Genomic DNA, 16,888 nt, shown 5'->3' with positions numbered 1-16,888 from the left:
CGCCTTCAGGTCTTCACGCGCTCTCCGAAGATGGCAGAGCCGACACGCACATGGGTCGCCCCCAGCGCGATGGCCTCTTCGAAGTCGCCGCTCATGCCCATGGACAGACCGCTCAGCCCGTTGCGCGCGGCGATCTTGCCCAGCAGGGCAAAGTGCAGCGAGGGCGTTTCCTCGACCGGGGGAATGCACATCAGCCCCCTGACCGGCAGATCCAGCGCGCGGCATTCGGCGATGAAATCATCCGCCTCGGCGGGCAGGATCCCGGCCTTCTGGTCTTCTTCGCCGGTGTTCACCTGGATGAAGAGGTCGGGGCAGCTGCCCAGTTCCTGCGCGAGTCGCGCGATGGCCTGCGCCAGCTTGGGCCGGTCGACCGAGTGGATCACGTCGAACAGCTCCATCGCCTGACGGGCCTTGTTCGATTGCAGGGGACCGACCAGATGCAGCGCGACGCCCTCGAAGCGCGCCTTGAAGTCGGGCCACTTGCCCGCCGCCTCCTGCACGCGGTTCTCGCCGAAGACGCGCTGGCCCTCGGCCAGCACCGCCTCGACCCGCTCCAGCGGCTGGACCTTGCTGATCGCCACCAGCGTCACCCCGGACGGATCGCGGTCCGCCTCCCTGCAGGCCTTTTCGATACGGGTGCGGATGTCGGTCAGTCCCAAGGGTCGTCTCCCCATGCTGCGATGAAGGGGGCCAGGTCGGCCTCGTATTTGCGCCAGGCCTCGCGGCGTCCGGCATGAATAGGCTGGCGCACCTGCGCCAGGCTCAGGGTCTTCACCGCGCCCCTGGCCTTGTGGAAGTCGAGACAGGCGTCCTCCCACTCCAGCCCGGCGGCGGCGATCAGGGCGCGGGCCTGCGATTCGGGATCGCTGACCAGATCCTCGTAGCGGATCTCGAACAGGCGATCACCCAGGCGCGGGCGCCACCAGTCGATGTTCTCGCGGAATCGCTTGATGGTCTCTGCGATGGCGGCAAGGTCGGTGGCATAGCGGTGCGTGCCAAGCGCGAAATGGTTGCGGTAGATCGACAGGGCGATGTCGCGCGGATCGCGGTGGACGACGATCAGCCGTGCCTCGGGCATGGCGCGGGCGATGTAGCCGTAGACCAGGTGTGACTGGATCGACTTGTCGGTGACGACGCCGGGCGCGGTGCCGGTGTCGCGCCGCACCAGGCGGGTGTAACGGTCGGCATAGGCGCCCAGCTCTTCCGCGCCGAGGCTGGCCAGTGGCTTCGCCCGCGCGGCGGGGCCGAAGGCGGCCACGGCCTGCGACAGCGCGTGCCCCATCTCTCCGCCCGCGCGGGCGCCGCTGTGGGCGGCAATGATCTGTTCCACCAGCGTGGTGCCCGACCGTGGCAGGCCGGTGACGAAGACGGGCCGCTGGGGCAGGGGGGCAACGGGGCTGCTGTAGTCGGGGGCGTCCTGCGCCGCCCGGAAAGCCCGCCATTCCGCGTCGCGGGCAGGGGCATCGAAGGGCGCAAGGCGTCCCTGCGCGGCATTGGCGGGGCGCAGGAAGGCAAAGACCTTGTCGGTCTGCCCCGAATCCTCGGACACCTTGGCCAGGGCAAAGCCCAGATGCATGCGCCCGTGATCGTTCAGCCGCTTGTCGGGCCAGAAGGACCGCATCTGCCGCACCAGCGCATCGCCCCTGGGCAGCTTGGTGACGGTCGAGAGCATGCGGTAAAGTTCCAGCGCCTGCGGATTCTGGCGGATCAGCCTGCGCAGGATCTTCTCGGCGCCCTCGAAATCGCCGGTGTTCTGAAGATACAGCGCCTTGGCCGCCCGGGGGCCGATGTCCTTGGGGTTAAGCGCGATGAGTCGGTCGTAAAGCGCGACAACCTCGGCCGTGTCGCCGCGACGGCTGTGCGCGGTGATCGCCGCCGTCAGCACGGCGGGCTCATCGGGCTTCTTGTGCAGGGCTTCGGTCAGGGCGGCGATCTGGGCCTCTGTCTCGCCGCGCATCTCGGCCACGCGCGAGAGGTGGAAATGCACCTCGGCGGCGCCCCGTGTCGCTTCCAGCAGCGCGGTCAGCAGCGGCTCTGCCCGGTCGGGCTGGCCGGATTGCAGGAAGGCCAGGGCCTTCTGAAACGCTGGGCGGATTTCCTGGGGGGTCATGGCGGCCTCGGGCATGTGCCGGGCCGTTGAACCAAAAGAAAAGAGCGGACGCAAGCGCCCGCTCTTCCCTAAGCCGAATGGCTGATGTCCTTAGAAGGACATTGCCAGACCCAGCGACCAGGTGTCTTCGTAGTCGACGCCCGGTGCGGAGAATTCGCCGGCACCGTAGCCGAACTGACCGACGAGACCGCCGCCGAAGTCGTAGTTGGCGACCAGGCCGTAACCCGAGGAGTCACCGCCGTCCCAGTCGTACTCGCCGTAGTTGGCGGCGAGGGTCAGGGCGTTCATGGTGTATGCAACGCCAACACCCCAGTGGCTGCCGTCGTCCAGGCCGCCCGACGAGTCGTCGGACATCTTGGAGTAGTTCAGCACAGCCTGCAGGCCGTTGTCGAAGGTGGTTGCAACGCTGACACCCAGCTCGCTGTCGTAGCCGAGAACGTCTTCGTCAACCTGGATGTAACCCAGGCCGAGGGCCAGGTTCAGGCCAGCCAGGTCGGCGTTGTACGACACACCAACTGCATAGGACGGGTCGAAGTTCTTGAAGCGGTCCGGCGAGGTCGAGACCGACATGGTGAACGCGTCGAAGGTGTAGTCGAAGCGGATTTCCTGACCACCGTAGAACTCGTCGAAGTTGCTGTGGCCGTTCCAGCCCGGGTGCACGGTTTCGTCGTCGTTGATCGAGCCGCCGGCCAGGTTGGTTTCGGTCAGGCGAGCGTCGAACGCGGAGTCGGTGTCACCAACGGTCAGACGGGCTGCGCCGTATGCCAGGAAGATGGTGGCGTCGGGCAGGCGAGCTGCGTCATCGACGTTCGGATCCGGGTTGCCGGTCTCGTCCAGATCGATGCTTGCACCGAAGGTCAGGCCGTTGTCGGCTTCGCCGGTCATCGAGAAGGTCACGTCGATGTCGGTGAAGACCTGCGTTTCGGACAGGTCGCCGGTGTACGCGTCGCCGGAGCCGTTTTCGTTCTGGACGAGGCCCAGCTCGGCGGAGCCGGTGATGGTCACTTCGGCAGCTGCTGCACCCGCGACGGCAACCAGTGCGGTGGTCGCAAACAGGATGTTTTTCATTGTTTCCCTCATGTGTTCAAAGGCACGTACCAAGCCGGTGTTCCGACCTTGATGCGGTTTCTATGCGCTTCACGGCCCCGCCTTTGCAACCCGTCCGAAAATCCATGCCTCAACAACCGGATCAGTGATGCGCAATTGTCACAAGGCCTTTGCCAGACGGCTCTTTTATCGGGGATTCCCGCGGGAATGGGGCGGTCAATGGTCTCTTGCCGCCATGGCGCCCCGCTTGTATGCAGGGTTCCGAACGATCCGAGGTGGGAGAGGGTGACATGCGCATTTCGCGACTCGTAACCGGCACGGCGCTGGTGATGGTGCTGGCGGTGACGGCGGGGTGCGGAAACCGGGCCGGACAGCCCGTGGAAACCCCCAGCGCCAATGAAATCCTCGACGAGATCGATATCGAGAAGGGCCGTCGCGCCCGCTCGCGGTCCACGATCTGGGATCTTTTCCGGGCCCGCGAAGACGCCGGTCAGGTCGGCGCGGTCAACAAGTACATCTGGAACGCCTCGCTCGAAACGCTCGATTTCCTGCCGGTGCAGTCGGTCGATCCCTTCACCGGGGTCATCACCACCGGCTATGGCACGCCTCCGGGCGGCGGTCGGGCCTATCGCGCGACGATCTACGTCAGCGACCCGGCGCTGGATGCCCGCTCTTTGAACATTGCGCTGATGACCAACGCGGGCCCCGCGCCCGAGGCGACGGTGCGCGCCATCGAGGACGCGATCCTGACCCGTGCCCGCCAGCTGCGCGCGCAGGACGGTCGGATCTGAGGCGCCGAATTCTTCCAAAGAATTCGTCCCGTTTTCCTTGCAGGAAAACGCCCCCCTCAATCAGCCGTGCGGTCAGTCGCGCGGCGGAAGCGGGGGCGTGTCGGCCAGTCGCATGACCCAGTCCACCTGTTTCGGCAGGCAGAGCCGCTGCAGGTCGTAGTGTTCCTGCGCGAAGGCGCGGGCCGTCCGGCCCAGCCCTGCGCGCGCCTCCGGATCGTCAAGCAGCGCGGACAGCCGCTCGGTCAGTGCCTCGGTGTCGAAGAAATCGACCATCCAGCCGGTTTCGCCCTCTGACATGACCTCGCGCACCGGGTCGGTGTCGCTGGCGAGGATCGCGCAGCCCGCGCTCATTGCCTCCAGCAGGGACCAGGACAGGACGAAGGGGTAGGTCAGGTAGACATGCGCGCTGCTGACCTGCAGCATCGCGAGGAATCGCGCGTAGGGCACGCGGCCCAGGAAGTGCACGCGGTCCCAGTGCGGCGTGGGGATTCGGCCCCGCACCTCGTCGATGAAGATCTGCTTCCAGGTCTGCCCCTTCGGCGGCCGCGCCCCGTAAGAGGTGTCATCCCCGCCCAGCAGCACAACATGCGCGTTTGGCCGCCGCTTCAGGATGCCGGGCAGCGCCCGCATGAAGATGTGGTAACCCCGGTAGGGTTCGAGGTTGCGGTTGATGAAGGTGATGACCTCGTCGTCGCGGCTCAGCACCCTGCCGTCGTCGAGCGCAAGGCGGGCCTGCGGGTCGGGGCGCACCTGATCGGTGTCGATGCCGTCATGGGCGACGGTGATTCGATTCTGCCAGTCCGCCGGGAAGGTCGAGGCCTGGAAGCGGGTGGGCGAGATACCCGCGTCCATAACCTCTTCGTGCAGGCGATTGTTGAGGTTCTTCAGCCGGATGCGCAGCCCGTCGATGTCCGGCGTGCGGCTGGGAAACTCGGGGTCGAAGTTCAGGAAGGGCTGTTGCGACAGGTGGTAAAGTTCGCAGTACAGGCCCAGCCGCGCCTTGGGCCAGACGTCCTTCAGAAACAGGCTTTCGCCCCAGCCGTGGTGGGCGCAGATGACATCCGGCTCGAACCCCTGCTGTTTCAGCGCCATGGCGCCCTGGTAGCAGGAGGTGCCGCGCAAGAGCTTGGTTTCGAAATCCGACAGCCAGGGGTGGATGCCCTGCGTGCTGGCGCCGCGAATGGCGTAGGGCACGATCTGCACGCCTTTCCAGCGTTGCGGTTCCTTGACCTTGCAGGTGAGGGCCACGACCTGATGGCCAAGGGCCACAAGCGCGGGCGCCAGGTGCTTGTATTGGCCGGGAAAATTCTGGTGGATCAGGAGGATCTTCATGGGCGCCCTTTCCGCTGGTCCCGGGACTCTTGCCACGGCGGAGGCGGGCGGGCCAAGGGGGAGGGTGCCCATCCGGCCCGGGGTGCGGCAGCGATGCCAGACCGCCGGGGCGAGCTGGCGCGGCCCCTGTCTGCGGCGCGGCCTTTCAGGAATGCAGGGGGACAGGTGGCTCGCCCCGGCCCGGGGCGGGGCGGCCCCGGGAAAGGGGCGAACGGAAAAGCCGGGCCCTCGCGCTTCGGCGCCAGCCCGGCTTGCGGCAATATGCTGGGCGGCGGGCCGCGGCCCGCGCCGGGGTCACGCGTCGTCGCCCTTGGGCGGCAGGGCCTCGGCCAGTTCCTCGAAGGCCTGCCCGCTGGCGACAAGGCAGGTGACGCCGTTTGTCATGGTCACCGTGATGGTCCAGGACCCCGAGTCGGGAGAGGCGAAGACCTCCATCACCGCATTGTTGGAGCCGAGCCCCATGCTTTGCCGCGTCTCGCCGTATTTCGTGGCCAGACGTTCCACCACCGTGTCGCGCGGGGCGCAGTGGCGCATCGCCTGCTGGGCCTCCACAAGGGTTGCGGCGCCCAGCAGGATGCCCGCCGAGAGCATCCCCAGTTTCGCCAACTTGTCCGTCATCGTTGTCACCCTTCGGCTTGTACCGGTCGATGCGCCGCTTTGCGGGCCGGGCCGGTACGGATTGGGTCCTCTCAGATCCCCGGACGCCGGCCTTGTTGTCAGGCCCCGCGCCCCGGCCCGTTCTGAGCCATGCAGGCATCCTCATGCCGGGTCGCCTACCAGCCGGTTAACGCTGCGCGCGTTGCCTAAAATTCGCAGTATTTACCCTCTTCGCGGGCTCCCGAAGTCGGGCGAAAGGCGCTGACACCCTGCGCGGGTCCCCCGCGCCCGAACGATTCTTCTGCACTGCGGCAATTTGGGCTTGAACTTTCCGGCAAGAAATGTGCATTTCATGCGCAATATTGTTGCGCATGGAGACTCGCATGGACATGGCCATCCGCCCCTACCGTTCCGTTCTCTACATCCCCAGCTCGCGAGAGCGGGCGCTGGAGAAAGCGCGCTCTTTGCCCGTGGACGCGGTGATCTTCGACCTTGAAGACGCGGTTGCCCCTGCGGAAAAGCCTGCCGCCCGGGACACTCTTAAGGCGGCGCTGGCGCAGTCCTATGGCAACCGGGTGCGGATCGTGCGGATCAACGGGCTGGACACCGAGTGGGGCGAGGCCGATGCCCGCGCCGCCGACGCCATGGACTGCGATGCCGTGCTGCTGCCCAAGGTCGAAAGCGCCGCGGATCTCGATGCGCTGGCCGCGCTGACCTCGAAGCCGCTCTGGGCGATGATGGAGACGCCGAAGGGCATGCTTGCCGCCGCCGAGATCGCCGCCCACCCGAGGCTTGCGGGCTTCGTCATGGGCACCAATGACCTTGCGAAAGAGCTGAACGCGCGCTTCCGCGCCGACCGCCTGCCGATGATGCCGGGGATCGGCCTGTGCCTGCTGGCCGCCAAGGCGCATGGCGTGGTCATCGTCGACGGTGTCTACAACGCCTTCAAGGATGCCGAGGGCCTGCGCGCCGAATGTGAACAGGGCCGCGACATGGGCATGGACGGCAAGACGCTGATCCACCCGGCGCAGGTCGAGGTGGCCAATGCGGCCTTTGCGCCGTCCGGGGCAGAAATCGACCTCGCCCGCCGCCAGATCGCGGCTTTCGAGACCGCCGAGAAAGAAGGGCAGGGGGTCGCCGTCGTCGATGGCAAGATCGTCGAGAACCTGCATGTCGAGACCGCCCGCAGGATGCTATCCAGGGCAGAGGCCATTGCCGCGCTTGCGCAATAGGGTCTTTGTGGACGGGGTTAACATGAGGGATCGCCAATGCTGCTTCTGATTCTCGGTGTCGCGCTCTGGTGGGCGGCGCATCTGTTCAAACGGGTTGCCCCGGGCTTTCGCCAGCCCATGGGCGACAAGGGCAAGGGGATGGTGGCGCTGGCGCTTGTGGCCTCTGTCCTGCTGATGATCTTCGGCTACCGCATGGCCGAGGGCGCCTTTTTCTGGGGCCGGCACCCCGCAACCGTGGGCATCAACAACCTGATGATGGTGGCCGCGCTCTATTTCACCTCGCCGGGGCCTGCGAAGGGCGCACTGTTCTACCGGATGCGCCACCCGATGCTGACCGGCTTCCTGATCTGGACGCTGGCGCATCTGCTGGTGAACGGCGACGTGCCGTCCTTTGTCCTGTTCGGCGGGCTGGGCCTTTGGGCCGTGGTCGAGATGGCGGTGATCAACCGCGCCGAACCCGGCTGGGTGCCGCCTGCCAAGGGGGCGATCAAGAAGGACGCGATCTTCCTTGCCGCCTCGCTTGTGCTGCTTTTCGTCATCGGCATGATCCACGGCTTTCTCGGATATCAGGCCTTCGGCTAAACGACTGGAAAAACTATGAAACTTTACCGCTTCCTCTCCGAGGACGACACCTCGGCCTTCTGTCACAAGGTCACCGCGGCGCTGAACAAGGGCTGGACCCTTTACGGAGAGCCCACCTACGCCTTCGACGCCGCCAATGGCGTGATGCGCTGCGGGCAGGCCGTGGTGAAAGAGCTCGAGGGCACCTACACCCCCGAGATCAAGCTGGGAGAGCAGTGATGAAGACCAATCCGGGCCGCTTCTTCGAGGATTACAGTCTCGGTCAGGTGCTGGAGCACGCCGTGCCGCGCACCGTCTCTGGCGGAGAGCGGGCGCTGTACCATGCGCTCTACCCGGCGCGGCATGCGCTGTATTCCTCGGATGCCTTTGCGCAGGCCTGCGGGCTGAAGGCTGCGCCGATCGACGATCTTGCCGCCTTTCACGTGGTCTTCGGCAAGACCGTGCCGGACGTGTCGCTGAACGCCGTGGCCAACCTCGGCTATGCCGAGGGGCGCTGGCTGGCGCCGGTCTGGCCGGGGGACACGCTGCGGTCGGTGTCCGAGGTGATCGGGCTGAAGCAGAACTCGAACGGCAAGACCGGGGTGGTCTGGGTCCGCACCCGTGGCCTGAACCAGCATGACGCGGTGGTGATGGAATATTGCCGCTGGGTGATGGTGCGCAAGAAGGACGCGGACGCCCCCGCGCCCGAGACGGTGGTGCCGGATCTGAAGACGGTGCTGGCGCCCGGGGATCTGGTGATCCCCGAGGGGCTGGATTTCACCGGCTACGACTTCACGCTGGCCGGAGAGCCGCACCGCTGGGGCGACTACGAGATCGGCGAGACCATCGACCACGTCGACGGCGTGACCGTCGAGGAGGCCGAGCACATGCTCGCCACGCGGCTTTGGCAGAACACCGCCAAGGTGCACTTCGACCTGACCTTCCGCCCCGAGGGGCGGCTGATCTATGGCGGGCATGTGATCTCGATGGCCCGCGCGCTGTCCTTCAACGGGCTGGCCAATGCGCAGATGATCGTCGGCCTGAACGGCGGCGCCCATGCCAATCCCTGCTTTGCGGGGGACACGGTGAAGGCCTGGACAGAGGTGCTGGACAAGGCCGAGACCGCGGCGCCCGGCGTCGGGGCAATCCGCCTGCGGCTGGTGGCCACGAAGGGCGGAGAGCCCTTTGTCCTGAAGGGCGACGACGGGCGCTACAGCCCCGAGGTGCTGCTGGATCTGGACTACTGGGCGCTGATGCCGCTGTAGGCCGGGAGGGGGTGCGCAAGGGGCATCCCCCGCACCTGTGACATTTCCGTGGTCGGCTCGTTAACCATTGCGTAGAATATGCGACAGGGGAGAGATTCGACGCATACAAAACTGGGGGTGCTCTTGATGAGCCTGAACCTGCCGCAAACCTCCGACGAGGTTCTCTGTCTTCCCGATGGGGACATTCCGAACACCATCCGCTCTCTGGCCGACCGCCGTGCGCTCTCTGGGCTTATGGGCAAGCTGCACCGCGATCTCGGCTCGCAGGACGACGCGCTGAAACGCAAGGCCAAGGCCGCGCTGCGCAAGATGGGCTTCCCCGAGGATTGAGAGCCGGCGGGCCATTGCCCGACCGAATCCGTCATGATCACCCCCCGCCGATGGCAAACCGGCGGGAGTCTGCTTTGGCGCCGAATGTGTGATCACGCCGACGGAGGGTGTGATCACAACGCGACGATTTTCGCGAATTGCGCCCAAAAACCGCGCCGCAGTGCCGCACCCACGGGTGACAGTGGTGTAAAAAGCGATAGAACGACACCAACGGACCCCAACCCAGGATATCCTCATGGCTGATGTGAACCGGGGCAATCGCCCGCTTTCTCCCTTCATGATCGGGCAGTACTACCGCCCGCAGATGACCTCCATGTCTTCAATCATGGTGCGCATCACCGGGCTGATCACGCTGGGCGTTGCCGTGCTGCTGGCCATCTGGCTGCTTGCGGCGGCCTCCTCGGACGAGGCCTTCGCGCTGGTCGACGGCCTGCTGCTCAGCCTTCTGGGCAACCTCGTGCTGTTCATCGGGTCGTGGGCGATCTGGTACCACATGCTGGGACGGTTGCGGCACGTGATCTGGGACTTCGGATATTGCCTCGACGTCGAGACCTCCGAGTACATGGGCTGGGGCATGTTCATCGGCGCCACGCTGCTGGCGCTCTTCACGGCAATCGCGATCTGAAGGGGGTCATCATGCGTTATCTGACAGACCGCAAGCGGGCCACCGGCCTCGGTGCCTCGGGGCAGGGCACCCAACACCACTACCAGATGCTGATCTCGTCGATCCTGATGGTCGTGGTCGTACCGCTTTTCGTCATTACCTTCGGCGCCGGCATGGGCGGCACCCGCGAAGAGGTCATCGCCTACTTCTCGCGGCCCTGGCCCGCCATCGTCACCGGCCTTGGCATGGTCGTGATCCTCAACCACGTGAAGAACGAGGCGCATGAGGCGATCGAGGACTACATGCACGGCATGGCAGAGCGCTTCGCGCTGATCGCCACCTCGGCGCTGACCTATACGCTGATGGCCATGGGGCTGTTCGCCCTCGTGAAAATCGCCCTCTGACGCGCGACAGGAAAGAACCACTATGACTGCTTCATACGAATACGAGACGCATGATTATGACGTCGTGGTCGTGGGTGCCGGCGGCGCCGGGCTGCGCGCGACGCTGGGCATGGCCGAGCAGGGCCTGCGCACGGCCTGCGTGACCAAGGTCTTCCCGACGCGCTCGCATACCGTCGCGGCACAGGGCGGCATCGCCGCCTCGCTGTCGAACATGGGGCCCGACAACTGGCAGTGGCACATGTACGACACCGTCAAGGGGTCCGACTGGCTGGGCGACACCGACGCCATGGAATACCTCGCCCGCGAGGCGCCCAAGGCGGTCTACGAGCTGGAGCACTACGGCGTGCCGTTCAGCCGCACCGAAGAGGGCAAGATCTACCAGCGGCCCTTCGGCGGCCACACCACCGAGTTCGGTGAAGGCCCCCCGGTGCAGCGCACCTGCGCCGCCGCCGACCGCACCGGCCACGCCATCCTGCACACGCTGTATGGCCAGTCGCTGAAGCAGAAGGCCGAGTTCTACGTCGAATACTTCGCCATCGACCTGCTGATGGAGGACGGCGTCTGCAAGGGCGTCCTGTGCTGGAAGCTGGACGACGGCACGATGCATGTCTTCAACGCCAAGATGGTCGTTCTGGCCACCGGCGGTTACGGGCGTGCCTATTTCTCCGCCACCTCGGCGCACACCTGCACCGGCGACGGCGGCGGCATGGTGGCCCGCGCCGGTCTGCCGCTTCAGGACATGGAATTCGTGCAGTTCCACCCGACCGGCATCTACGGTTCCGGCTGCCTGATCACCGAAGGCGCGCGGGGCGAGGGCGGCTACCTGACGAACTCCGAGGGCGAGCGCTTCATGGAACGCTATGCGCCGACCTACAAGGACCTCGCGCCGCGTGACTATGTCAGCCGCTCCATGACCATGGAGATCCGCGAGGGCCGGGGCGTTGGCAAGGACGGCGACCACATCCACCTGAACCTCTCGCACCTGCCCGCCGAGGCGCTGGCAGAGCGCCTGCCGGGAATCTCGGAATCGGCCAAGATCTTCGCGGGCGTCGACGTGACCAAGGAACCGATCCCGGTCCTGCCCACCGTGCACTACAACATGGGCGGCATCCCGACGAACTACTGGGGCGAGGTGCTGAACCCGACCGAGGACAACCCGACCGCCATCGTGCCGGGCCTGATGGCCGTGGGTGAGGCAGGCTGTGCGTCGGTGCACGGCGCCAACCGCCTTGGGTCGAACTCGTTGATCGACCTCGTCGTCTTCGGCCGCGCCGCCGCGATCCGCGCCGGCCAGGTGGTTGACCGCGAAGGCGCGGTGCCGGTGGCGCCCAAGGGCGAGATCGACAAGGCCTTCGCCCGCTTCGACGGCCTGCGCCATGCCGAGGGCGGCGTGCCCACGGCAGAGCTGCGTCTGGAGATGCAGAAGACCATGCAGCGCGACGCCGCCGTCTTCCGCACCGCCGAGACCATGGCCGAGGGTGTCGAGGCGATGACCGCCATCGCCGCAAAGATGGACGACCTGAAGGTCACCGACCGCAGCCTCGTCTGGAACTCGGACCTGATGGAAACGCTGGAACTGACGAACCTGATGCCCAACGCCTTGGCGACCATCGTCGGCGCCGAGGCGCGCAAGGAATCGCGCGGCGCCCATGCGCACGAGGACTTCTCGGAGCGGGACGACGAGAACTGGCGTGTCCACACCGTTGCCCGTGTCGATGGAAACAACGTCGCGCTGAGCTATCGTCCTGTCATCGTCGATCCGTTGACGAACGAGGAACAGGGCGGGATTTCGTTGCAGAAGATCGCCCCGAAAGCGAGGACTTTCTGATGACGAAGACCCTGATTGCAGCCGCCGCCCTGACCGCCGCCTCTGCCCTTCCGGCACTGGCGAACGGCTATGGCACCGTATCCCAGACCTGCTACGCAGAGGCCGAGGCCAATGCCTACAGCGGGTCGAAATACGGCTATCAGGTGCGCTACAATCAGATCCTTCAGGACTGCATGGCGCGCGGCACGCACCGCGCGCCGTTGCGGCAGAAGCCCGTGAACCTCGTCCACGTTCCGTTGCCCGGCTGCGTGCCGGGCGCGCCGAAGATGTACAGGGGCACGCTCTATTGCTTGAACTGACCGCATGCCACAGGGCCTGCCCGGGGCGTCGGGGGGCATCCACATGACCCCCGAGCTTCGCCGCGCCCTGCGGCGTGAAGGACTGGTCGCGGTGCGCAACCGCGAAGGGGCGGACCATCTGCGCGGCTACGGCTTTGCGCCCGATGTCGTCGTGGATGTGGGTGTCCACAGGGGCACGCCGCATCTCTACGATGCCTTTCCGAACACAAAATTCGTGCTGGTCGACCCCCGGGCGGAGGTGGCGGAAGACCTGTCAACCGCGCCCGCCGACTATGACTTTCATGCCTGCGCCGCCGGTCCCGCGGCGGGCCGGATGGACTTGCGGATACCGGTGACGAAGCACGGCACCGACGGCGCCATGGCGGGCTTCCGCGAGATCGCTGGCCCGATGGCGCGGCGGGTGCAATCGGTCGAAACCCGCTCGGTCGAGGTGCGGACTTTGGACCAGATCATGCAGGCCTACCCGGGCCGTGTCGGCCTGAAGATCGACACCGAAGGCTTCGAGCTGGACGTCCTTCAGGGCGCGCCCGAGACGCTTGCCCGGACCGAGTTTGCCATTCTGGAACTGTCGCTCAGCCAGCGGTTCGAGGGGGTGGCGCCGCCCAGCCGGGTGATCGCGGCCCTTGCTGCGGCGGGGCTGGAATTCCGCGATGTCCTGTCGCTGCCCGGGGACGGGCGCGGCGGTGCCGCACCGCGTTACGTCGATGCTCTGTTTGCAAGGTGGCCTTCATGAAAAAAGCCCTTCTTCTGATCCTCGCGCTTGGCGCCTGTACGGCCCAGTCGCAGGATACCATCGCCCGCGAGGCGGCCCGGTCCACCGTCAATCGCGTGGTGGTCGAGCGCTTCCCCGGCGTGCCGGTGCAGCCCGCCATCGACTGCGTGATCGACAATGCCTCTGCCCAGCAGATCTATGCGCTGGCCGTGGACACGGTCGGAGGGCCCACGGAAAGCTCGATCCAGATCGTTTCCGAGATCGCGGCCCGGCCCGAGACGCTGTCCTGCCTTGCCAACCGCGGGTTGCCCGCGCTGCTTCAGGGGGCGCTCCGGTGACCCCTTCGACCCCCGCCCCAGCCCGTTTCGTCAAGAACACCCCAGCCAGGAGGTAGACTCATGGTCCAATTCACTCTCCCCAAGAATTCCCGCATCCGCACGGGCAAGACCTGGCCGAAGCCGGACGGCGCGACCAACGTCCGCAAGTTCCAGATCTATCGCTGGAACCCCGACGACGGCGACAACCCGCGGGTGGATACCTATTTCCTCGATATGGACGCCTGCGGCCCGATGGTTCTGGACGCGCTCATCAAGATCAAGAACGAGGTCGACCCGACGCTGACCTTCCGCCGGTCCTGCCGCGAGGGGATCTGCGGATCCTGCGCGATGAACATCGACGGGATCAACACGCTGGCCTGCATCTACGGCCTCGACGAGGTCGAGACCGAGACCGTCAAGATCTACCCGCTGCCGCACATGCCGGTGGTCAAGGACCTGATCCCGGACCTGACGCATTTCTATGCCCAGCACGCCAGCATCATGCCCTGGCTGGAAACCAAGACCAACCGCCCGGCGAAAGAGTGGAAGCAGTCCATCGAGGACCGCAAGAAGCTGGACGGCCTTTATGAATGCGTGATGTGCGCCTCCTGCTCGACCGCTTGCCCCAGCTACTGGTGGAACGGCGACCGCTACCTTGGACCCGCAGCCCTGCTGCACGCCTACCGCTGGATCATCGATTCGCGTGACGAGGCGACGGGTGAGCGGCTGAACAACGTCGAAGACCCGTTCAAGCTGTACCGCTGCCACACCATCATGAACTGCGCCAAGACCTGCCCGAAGGGGCTGAACCCCGCAGAGGCGATCGCGAACATCAAGCAGATGCTGGTGGAACGCGCGCACTGACAGGGGACGATCGATGTGCCCGCAAAAGCCCGGAGGCGCCAAAAGCGTCTCCGGGTTTTTTCGTGCGTGGAGGCATTACATCGCGCCTCCGGCACCGGGCGAAAGCGCATAGGTCCCGTGGTGCCGGGGCGCCCGAAACCGGCTGCCGGGATGGCGGCTTGCGGGGGGCATGCGGCGCGGGCAGGGGGGCGTCCTGACCTGCGCCGGGCGTCCTGAGAGGGGGTGACGCAGCGTCCGCTTTGCACTGCGCGCAAGGCGAGATTGCGTCTTTCTGCGGTGCAGCGAAAGAGAGCCGGGACTATCTGTCAGGCAGGGAGGGGAGACGCCAGACGGAAAGGCACCCCGATGCAAGAGCAAAAGAAAATCACCGCGCAGGAAGCCCTTCGGATTCTCGAAGACAGCCTGTCCTATTTCACCCCCGAAGCCCGCAAGCCCTCGACCGCGCCGGTCTACGAAGACCTGCCCGTCGCCGCCTGAGGGCCTTGCCGACGGACCGGATACGCTGGCCGGGACTTGTCAGTCCCGGCGCATGCGACAGGTCTGCGCTATGTTAGTACTTGTCGGGCTGATCGCGGCCTTCATCCTGGTGGCGGTGTTTTCCAATCGCCGGACCCGCTTGTGCCGCTGGCGCGAGCAAAGGGGGCAGAGCGGCAGCCAGTGGATGTGCATCCATTGCGGCGCGCGTGTCGATGGCCAGAAGGCCACCCCGCCCGACGCCTGCTTTCGAAACGACGGCTGAGGCCACTGCGGGCAAAACGCGCCCTGCAGGGACGGGCCTCAGGCGGCCGCCACCTGCCTTGCAGAGATGACCGAGCCGAAAGAGCGCTCGAACCAGCGGTGCGACATGTCGGGCGTGATCCCGGCGGCCCGCGCCACCCTGGCCTGCGCCTCGGGCGTGAATTCCCACAGACCGACGCTTATCCGCGCGCGCGCTGCGCCCGCGCTGCCCAGCACCTCGGGTGAAGAGCCGATGCGGCGGTAGATGCGCACCATGCGCGCGTCGAAGACGCCGACGTAATGCGCCACGCCGAATTGCTGCATGACCTCGCCCCCCGCCAGCATCAGCGCCGCCGCGACGCCGGGCTTCGCGCCCCGGGCAAGGCAGAAGCGGGTGCATTCCCAGATCACCGGGCTGGAAATACGGGTGCCCCCCGTCAGCTGCGCAAAGTGGTCGTTGACCATGGTCCGCCCGGTTGTCGGCAGCAGCCGCATCGACCCGCCATGTGTGCCATCGGCCTCTTCCCAGATGACATACAGCGGATTTTCGGCGTCGTATTCGTCGCGCTCGAACCCGGCCTCGTCGACCGTGACGTCCCAGCCGAGGCGTGTCTTGAACTGGTCGGCGCGGTCGCGGAACATGCCGTCGCGGAGATGCGGGAAGAGGGGCAGGTCGTGTCCGTAGATGTAGCGGATCATGGGGGGCTCCCGTCAGTGGATATGTGACGGGTCCAGATTTTCGCCTCGACGGTTAACGGAAGCGAACCGGGGCGCGCGCTGGTCCTACCGCGGGTTTACCCTGCGGGGTTCAGACCATGATCACACCCCGGCTGAGCGCCCGCGCGACGGCATGTGTCGTGTTCAAGGCCCCCAGCTTGTGCCGCGCGCTTTCGACGTAGACCCGCAGCGTATGTTCGGAAATCGACAGCGTGTCCGCCGCCTGCGCCCGGCTGTAGCCCACCGCCAGCAGCGTCATCGCCTCGATCTCTCGCGGCGACAGCGGCTGCGCGGCCTCTGGCCGGCGGCCCGGTTCGAACTCCAGCGCCTTCTGGTTGAAGAAATGCGCCAGCAGGATCAGGTCGCGGCGGTTCCCCTCTGTGAAGCTCTGCCAGTCGTCGTCGCCGCAGGAGTGGTTGAGCGAGAAGATCGCGAATTGTCCGTTCGGCCCCCGGATCGGAATGGAATACCCCTGATTGCCGACACCGTGCGCGATGGCGTCCTGTATAAAGGCCCGGGCGGCGCGGCTTGACCAGTCCAGCCGTTTCCAGTCGACCGGGTGAAAGCGCTGGTAGCAGCCGATCACCACCGGATCGACGCGCAGATAGCCCTTTTCGACGTAGCGATTGACCCATTCGATGTCATAGGTGCCGCAGCCGTATTGCTGCCCATTGGCATTGACCCAGTGGTAGACGATATTGTCGGCCCCCAGCCGGTCGCGCAGGTCCTCGATGGCGCCTTGCAGGTCGCTCAGGCTTTCAGCGGACTCCAGCCGCTCGATCAGCCCGTCCAGGCGAACTGTCGTCCCCAACAAACCCAAGCCGCTTACCCTCCGCCAGAGACGCAAGCTCTGCCTGAGCGACCAAGCCCGCATCGTCCAGTTGTGCCGCCAGGGACGGCAGTCCGTTGGACCGCGCGAAGGTTTTCAGATCCGCCAATACGTCCAGTATCCAGTCATGTCCCATGGCAAGCCTCGTCTACAGATGGTTAACGAACGATTAACTCAACTATAGCATGCCGCGCTTCCGGGTCGTATTCGCGGAATCTTACTCCCCCAAAATGGCGGGGGGACGATCCGGCAAGCCCCTGATGCGGCTTCGGCCATCCCCCGGACACGAAGACGCCCGCGTCGCCGGGGGCGATTCGCGGGCGTCCATGAGT

22 protein-coding genes are annotated in these 16,888 nt (G+C 66.0%); 15 read left to right on the top strand and 7 right to left on the bottom strand.

Annotated elements, in window-relative coordinates; genetic code table 11:
* Nucleotides 1-5: 5 nt before the first annotated feature.
* The 3 genes from ACN5KJ_RS07645 to ACN5KJ_RS07635 all read right to left on the bottom strand — a co-directional run bounded on the left by ACN5KJ_RS07645 (nucleotide 6) and on the right by ACN5KJ_RS07635 (nucleotide 3,178).
* Nucleotides 6-674 carry a YggS family pyridoxal phosphate-dependent enzyme gene (locus ACN5KJ_RS07645; RefSeq protein ID WP_418593067.1) on the bottom strand — a complete coding sequence of 223 codons (669 nt, stop codon included), beginning with the start codon at nucleotides 672-674 and terminating at the stop codon, nucleotides 6-8.
* On the bottom strand, nucleotides 650-2,110 hold the full coding sequence (locus ACN5KJ_RS07640) for a tetratricopeptide repeat-containing sulfotransferase family protein (RefSeq protein WP_418593065.1): 1,461 nt from the start codon (nucleotides 2,108-2,110) through the stop codon (nucleotides 650-652). The genes ACN5KJ_RS07645 and ACN5KJ_RS07640 overlap by 25 nt, the downstream gene beginning before the upstream one ends.
* 90 nt (nucleotides 2,111-2,200) lie before the next feature.
* Complete coding sequence (locus tag ACN5KJ_RS07635) at nucleotides 2,201-3,178, bottom strand: porin (protein ID WP_347165610.1); 978 nt, start codon at nucleotides 3,176-3,178, stop codon at nucleotides 2,201-2,203.
* 269 nt (nucleotides 3,179-3,447) lie between these two features.
* On the opposite strand from ACN5KJ_RS07635, the gene ACN5KJ_RS07630 reads away from it, so the two are divergent.
* Nucleotides 3,448-3,948, top strand: coding sequence for a DUF3576 domain-containing protein (locus ACN5KJ_RS07630; protein WP_347165609.1), 501 nt, complete (start codon nucleotides 3,448-3,450; stop codon nucleotides 3,946-3,948).
* Between the two features lie 72 nt (nucleotides 3,949-4,020).
* Here the strand turns inward: ACN5KJ_RS07630 and ACN5KJ_RS07625 are convergent, their stop codons facing one another.
* Together ACN5KJ_RS07625 and ACN5KJ_RS07620 are read right to left on the bottom strand one after the other, a co-directional pair.
* Nucleotides 4,021-5,280: a glycosyltransferase family 4 protein gene (locus ACN5KJ_RS07625; protein WP_418593063.1), complete on the bottom strand. Its 1,260-nt coding sequence runs from the start codon at nucleotides 5,278-5,280 to the stop codon at nucleotides 4,021-4,023.
* A 294-nt stretch (nucleotides 5,281-5,574) separates the two neighbouring features.
* A complete protein-coding gene (locus ACN5KJ_RS07620) occupies nucleotides 5,575-5,898 on the bottom strand; it encodes a hypothetical protein (RefSeq protein WP_418593061.1) in 324 nt (107 codons plus the stop codon).
* 362 nt (nucleotides 5,899-6,260) lie between these two features.
* Here ACN5KJ_RS07620 and ACN5KJ_RS07615 point away from each other — a divergent pair, with 362 nt between their 5' ends.
* The 14 genes from ACN5KJ_RS07615 (at nucleotide 6,261) to ACN5KJ_RS07550 (ending at nucleotide 15,032) form a co-directional block, all read left to right on the top strand.
* Complete coding sequence (locus tag ACN5KJ_RS07615) at nucleotides 6,261-7,109, top strand: HpcH/HpaI aldolase/citrate lyase family protein (protein WP_418593059.1); 849 nt, start codon at nucleotides 6,261-6,263, stop codon at nucleotides 7,107-7,109.
* A 36-nt stretch (nucleotides 7,110-7,145) separates the two neighbouring features.
* Nucleotides 7,146-7,691: an NnrU family protein gene (locus tag ACN5KJ_RS07610; protein ID WP_418593057.1), complete on the top strand. Its 546-nt coding sequence runs from the start codon at nucleotides 7,146-7,148 to the stop codon at nucleotides 7,689-7,691.
* 15 nt (nucleotides 7,692-7,706) lie between these two features.
* Nucleotides 7,707-7,910, top strand: a complete 204-nt coding sequence (locus ACN5KJ_RS07605; RefSeq protein ID WP_418593056.1) for a DUF1737 domain-containing protein — start codon at nucleotides 7,707-7,709, stop codon at nucleotides 7,908-7,910.
* Nucleotides 7,907-8,935: a MaoC family dehydratase gene (locus tag ACN5KJ_RS07600; protein WP_347165605.1), complete on the top strand. Its 1,029-nt coding sequence runs from the start codon at nucleotides 7,907-7,909 to the stop codon at nucleotides 8,933-8,935. Before ACN5KJ_RS07605 ends, ACN5KJ_RS07600 begins: the two co-directional genes overlap by 4 nt.
* 126 nt (nucleotides 8,936-9,061) lie before the next feature.
* Entirely contained in the window at nucleotides 9,062-9,265 is a 204-nt protein-coding gene (locus tag ACN5KJ_RS07595) for a hypothetical protein (protein ID WP_347165604.1), read from the top strand.
* A 235-nt stretch (nucleotides 9,266-9,500) separates the two neighbouring features.
* Nucleotides 9,501-9,890, top strand: a complete 390-nt coding sequence (gene sdhC / locus ACN5KJ_RS07590) for a succinate dehydrogenase, cytochrome b556 subunit (protein WP_347165603.1) — start codon at nucleotides 9,501-9,503, stop codon at nucleotides 9,888-9,890.
* Nucleotides 9,891-9,901: 11 nt separating this feature from the next.
* The gene (locus ACN5KJ_RS07585; RefSeq protein WP_418593053.1) at nucleotides 9,902-10,273 is read left to right on the top strand and encodes a succinate dehydrogenase, hydrophobic membrane anchor protein; all 372 of its coding nucleotides are present in this window, start codon (nucleotides 9,902-9,904) and stop codon (nucleotides 10,271-10,273) included.
* Between the two features lie 22 nt (nucleotides 10,274-10,295).
* Complete coding sequence (gene sdhA / locus ACN5KJ_RS07580) at nucleotides 10,296-12,101, top strand: succinate dehydrogenase flavoprotein subunit (RefSeq protein WP_347165600.1); 1,806 nt, start codon at nucleotides 10,296-10,298, stop codon at nucleotides 12,099-12,101.
* Nucleotides 12,101-12,400 carry a hypothetical protein gene (locus ACN5KJ_RS07575; RefSeq protein ID WP_347165599.1) on the top strand — a complete coding sequence of 100 codons (300 nt, stop codon included), beginning with the start codon at nucleotides 12,101-12,103 and terminating at the stop codon, nucleotides 12,398-12,400. The genes sdhA and ACN5KJ_RS07575 overlap by 1 nt, the downstream gene beginning before the upstream one ends.
* Nucleotides 12,401-12,443: 43 nt before the next feature.
* Nucleotides 12,444-13,133, top strand: a complete 690-nt coding sequence (locus ACN5KJ_RS07570) for an FkbM family methyltransferase (RefSeq protein WP_418593051.1) — start codon at nucleotides 12,444-12,446, stop codon at nucleotides 13,131-13,133.
* Complete coding sequence (locus tag ACN5KJ_RS07565; RefSeq protein WP_347165597.1) at nucleotides 13,130-13,450, top strand: hypothetical protein; 321 nt, start codon at nucleotides 13,130-13,132, stop codon at nucleotides 13,448-13,450. The genes ACN5KJ_RS07570 and ACN5KJ_RS07565 overlap by 4 nt, the downstream gene beginning before the upstream one ends.
* Nucleotides 13,451-13,510: 60 nt before the next feature.
* Entirely contained in the window at nucleotides 13,511-14,293 is a 783-nt protein-coding gene (locus ACN5KJ_RS07560; RefSeq protein ID WP_418593050.1) for a succinate dehydrogenase iron-sulfur subunit, read from the top strand.
* Nucleotides 14,294-14,638: 345 nt separating this feature from the next.
* Nucleotides 14,639-14,770 (top strand): hypothetical protein, encoded by a 132-nt coding sequence (locus ACN5KJ_RS07555; RefSeq protein WP_347165595.1) that lies wholly within the window; start codon nucleotides 14,639-14,641, stop codon nucleotides 14,768-14,770.
* Nucleotides 14,771-14,840: 70 nt separating this feature from the next.
* The gene (locus ACN5KJ_RS07550) at nucleotides 14,841-15,032 is read left to right on the top strand and encodes a hypothetical protein (protein ID WP_347165594.1); all 192 of its coding nucleotides are present in this window, start codon (nucleotides 14,841-14,843) and stop codon (nucleotides 15,030-15,032) included.
* Between the two features lie 38 nt (nucleotides 15,033-15,070).
* Here ACN5KJ_RS07550 and ACN5KJ_RS07545 read toward each other — a convergent pair whose 3' ends face one another.
* Both ACN5KJ_RS07545 and ACN5KJ_RS07540 read right to left on the bottom strand, forming a co-directional pair.
* Complete coding sequence (locus ACN5KJ_RS07545) at nucleotides 15,071-15,709, bottom strand: acyl-homoserine-lactone synthase (protein WP_418593048.1); 639 nt, start codon at nucleotides 15,707-15,709, stop codon at nucleotides 15,071-15,073.
* Nucleotides 15,710-15,818: 109 nt separating this feature from the next.
* Nucleotides 15,819-16,538 carry a LuxR family transcriptional regulator gene (locus tag ACN5KJ_RS07540; protein WP_347167930.1) on the bottom strand — a complete coding sequence of 240 codons (720 nt, stop codon included), beginning with the start codon at nucleotides 16,536-16,538 and terminating at the stop codon, nucleotides 15,819-15,821.
* Between the last annotated feature and the right edge of the window lie 350 nt (nucleotides 16,539-16,888).

It is taken from the genome of Ponticoccus sp. (in: a-proteobacteria), from assembly GCF_048381735.1.
This window is presented reverse-complemented; position numbering and strand designations above follow the sequence as displayed.

What these genes read in the sequence shown, in the direction of transcription:
- ACN5KJ_RS07615 (WP_418593059.1), top strand. Translation starts at nt 6,261, where the DNA reads ATGGACATGGCCATCCGCCCCTACCGTTCCGTTCTCTACATCCCCAGC.
- ACN5KJ_RS07635 (WP_347165610.1), bottom strand. Translation starts at nt 3,178, where the DNA reads ATGAAAAACATCCTGTTTGCGACCACCGCACTGGTTGCCGTCGCGGGT.
- ACN5KJ_RS07610 (WP_418593057.1), top strand. Translation starts at nt 7,146, where the DNA reads ATGCTGCTTCTGATTCTCGGTGTCGCGCTCTGGTGGGCGGCGCATCTG.
- ACN5KJ_RS07550 (WP_347165594.1), top strand. Translation starts at nt 14,841, where the DNA reads ATGTTAGTACTTGTCGGGCTGATCGCGGCCTTCATCCTGGTGGCGGTG.
- sdhA (WP_347165600.1), top strand. Translation starts at nt 10,296, where the DNA reads ATGACTGCTTCATACGAATACGAGACGCATGATTATGACGTCGTGGTC.
- ACN5KJ_RS07585 (WP_418593053.1), top strand. Translation starts at nt 9,902, where the DNA reads ATGCGTTATCTGACAGACCGCAAGCGGGCCACCGGCCTCGGTGCCTCG.
- ACN5KJ_RS07625 (WP_418593063.1), bottom strand. Translation starts at nt 5,280, where the DNA reads ATGAAGATCCTCCTGATCCACCAGAATTTTCCCGGCCAATACAAGCAC.
- ACN5KJ_RS07570 (WP_418593051.1), top strand. Translation starts at nt 12,444, where the DNA reads ATGACCCCCGAGCTTCGCCGCGCCCTGCGGCGTGAAGGACTGGTCGCG.
- ACN5KJ_RS07565 (WP_347165597.1), top strand. Translation starts at nt 13,130, where the DNA reads ATGAAAAAAGCCCTTCTTCTGATCCTCGCGCTTGGCGCCTGTACGGCC.
- ACN5KJ_RS07645 (WP_418593067.1), bottom strand. Translation starts at nt 674, where the DNA reads ATGGGGAGACGACCCTTGGGACTGACCGACATCCGCACCCGTATCGAA.
- ACN5KJ_RS07605 (WP_418593056.1), top strand. Translation starts at nt 7,707, where the DNA reads ATGAAACTTTACCGCTTCCTCTCCGAGGACGACACCTCGGCCTTCTGT.
- ACN5KJ_RS07630 (WP_347165609.1), top strand. Translation starts at nt 3,448, where the DNA reads ATGCGCATTTCGCGACTCGTAACCGGCACGGCGCTGGTGATGGTGCTG.
- ACN5KJ_RS07595 (WP_347165604.1), top strand. Translation starts at nt 9,062, where the DNA reads ATGAGCCTGAACCTGCCGCAAACCTCCGACGAGGTTCTCTGTCTTCCC.
- ACN5KJ_RS07640 (WP_418593065.1), bottom strand. Translation starts at nt 2,110, where the DNA reads ATGACCCCCCAGGAAATCCGCCCAGCGTTTCAGAAGGCCCTGGCCTTC.
- sdhC (WP_347165603.1), top strand. Translation starts at nt 9,501, where the DNA reads ATGGCTGATGTGAACCGGGGCAATCGCCCGCTTTCTCCCTTCATGATC.
- ACN5KJ_RS07545 (WP_418593048.1), bottom strand. Translation starts at nt 15,709, where the DNA reads ATGATCCGCTACATCTACGGACACGACCTGCCCCTCTTCCCGCATCTC.
- ACN5KJ_RS07555 (WP_347165595.1), top strand. Translation starts at nt 14,639, where the DNA reads ATGCAAGAGCAAAAGAAAATCACCGCGCAGGAAGCCCTTCGGATTCTC.
- ACN5KJ_RS07575 (WP_347165599.1), top strand. Translation starts at nt 12,101, where the DNA reads ATGACGAAGACCCTGATTGCAGCCGCCGCCCTGACCGCCGCCTCTGCC.
- ACN5KJ_RS07620 (WP_418593061.1), bottom strand. Translation starts at nt 5,898, where the DNA reads ATGACGGACAAGTTGGCGAAACTGGGGATGCTCTCGGCGGGCATCCTG.
- ACN5KJ_RS07560 (WP_418593050.1), top strand. Translation starts at nt 13,511, where the DNA reads ATGGTCCAATTCACTCTCCCCAAGAATTCCCGCATCCGCACGGGCAAG.